Source organism: Anaerococcus sp. NML200574, assembly GCF_026131665.1.
Classification (GTDB): Bacteria; Bacillota; Clostridia; order Tissierellales; family Peptoniphilaceae; genus Anaerococcus; species Anaerococcus kampingae.
Genome location: NZ_JAMXSM010000062.1, coordinates 1 through 1,590, shown reverse-complemented (window position 1 = coordinate 1,590; position 1,590 = coordinate 1). Strand labels below are relative to the sequence as shown.

Annotated in this window: 2 protein-coding genes; both read left to right on the top strand. The window is 37.6% G+C overall.

The window, feature by feature from the left end; translation table 11 throughout:
• Window positions 1-989: SIS domain-containing protein (locus NH286_RS10595; protein ID WP_265238776.1), on the top strand; the 989-nt coding region annotated here is incomplete at its 5' end.
• Window positions 989-1,590 (top strand): GntR family transcriptional regulator (locus NH286_RS10590; protein WP_265238774.1); only part of this gene is annotated, 602 nt, incomplete at its 3' end. The genes NH286_RS10595 and NH286_RS10590, both read left to right, overlap by 1 nt.

Sequence of the window (1,590 nt, the reverse complement as noted above, 5' to 3'; positions counted from 1 at the left end):
AGCTTAAGGGAGCTAAGGTAATCTTTACAGGAGCAGGTACCAGCGAATATGTTGGAAATATCGCAACAGACTATCTAAAAAGTCATGGAGACTTTGAATTTGAATCAATAGCCACAACAGATTTAGTATCAGCTCCATACCTTCACTTTAAAAAGGACAGGAAGACCCTCTTAGTATCATTTGCAAGAAGCGGAAACTCCCCAGAATCCTTAGCAGCAGTTAAGCTAGGTAGACAGCTAGTAGATGACTTCTACAACCTACCAATAACCTGTGCAGAAAATGGAAAACTAGCAGCAGGGCTAAAAGAAGATCCAAAATCATATGTATTCTTAAACCCAGAATACACCAACGACAAGGGATTTGCTATGACAAACTCCTTCTCATCAATGCTTCTTGCAAGCCTATTAATCTTTGATACAAAAACACAGAATAAGGCAGAAATAGTAGAAAAACTATCAACAATAGCCAAAGAAATTTATGAAAGAAGTCAAGAAATAGAAGACCTAGTAAACTCTGACTTCGACAGAGTAGTCTATCTAGGATCAGGTCCACTAGGAAAACTAACCAAAGAAGCAAGACTAAAAATTCTAGAACTCACAGCAGGCAAAGTAGCAACAATCTGGGATAGCTCCATGGGCTTTAGACATGGTCCAAAATCCTTCATAAACGAAAAAACCCTAGTCATATCATTTGTATCAGAAAATGAATACACCAAAGCCTACGACATAGACATCCTAGACGAAATAAAAGCAGATGGAATCGCTCCTAAAATAATAGGCATAACAAATGAAGAAATAAATCGCCCATATGAATTTGTACTAAAATCAGAAGGGATAAATGATGCCTACCTAGCAGTAGCTTATATAGTATTTGCTCAGCTAGTATCATTAATAACAAGTCTAAGAGTAGGAAATACACCAGACAATCCATCAGCAAGTCACACAGTAAATAGGGTTGTAAAAGGCGTAACAATCCACGAGTATAAGTAATGTCAAGCCTATATTCAAATCTCATAGACGACCTGATGGAAAAAATATCCACCATGGAAAAGGGAGCCAAGCTTCCATCAGAAAGACAGCTATGCTATGATTATAAAGTATCAAGGACAACAGTAAGAAAAGCCTTGGGATATTTAGTAAACTCAGGCATCCTCTACCAAGTCCAAGGCAGGGGGACCTTCGTCAGGGAAAGTAACAAGGAAAACTTATCAAACTACTATTCCTTTACAGAACAAACCAGAAAAAATGGCAAAACACCAAAGTCCCTAGTCCTAAGCTTTGAAATAAGACAGGCAAGTCCCGAAGAAAGAGAAATCTTTGAAGAAAAGGAAGGCTTTAAGGTCATTGCCTTTACAAGACTAAGGCTAGCAGATGACCTAGCCATGATGCATGAAACAACCCTCATTCCTTATGAGAGGTTCAAGGAAATCGACAAAAATCTACTAGAAAATAAACCCCTATATGATATTTTCGAAGAAGATTATAAGTCAAAGATTTATAATATAAAGGAAAGATTTTCGGTATCGTCTATGACAAGTCAAGTGGCAAAAACGATGAACCTAGAGGATAAGAGCCCTTGCCTTAAAATAAG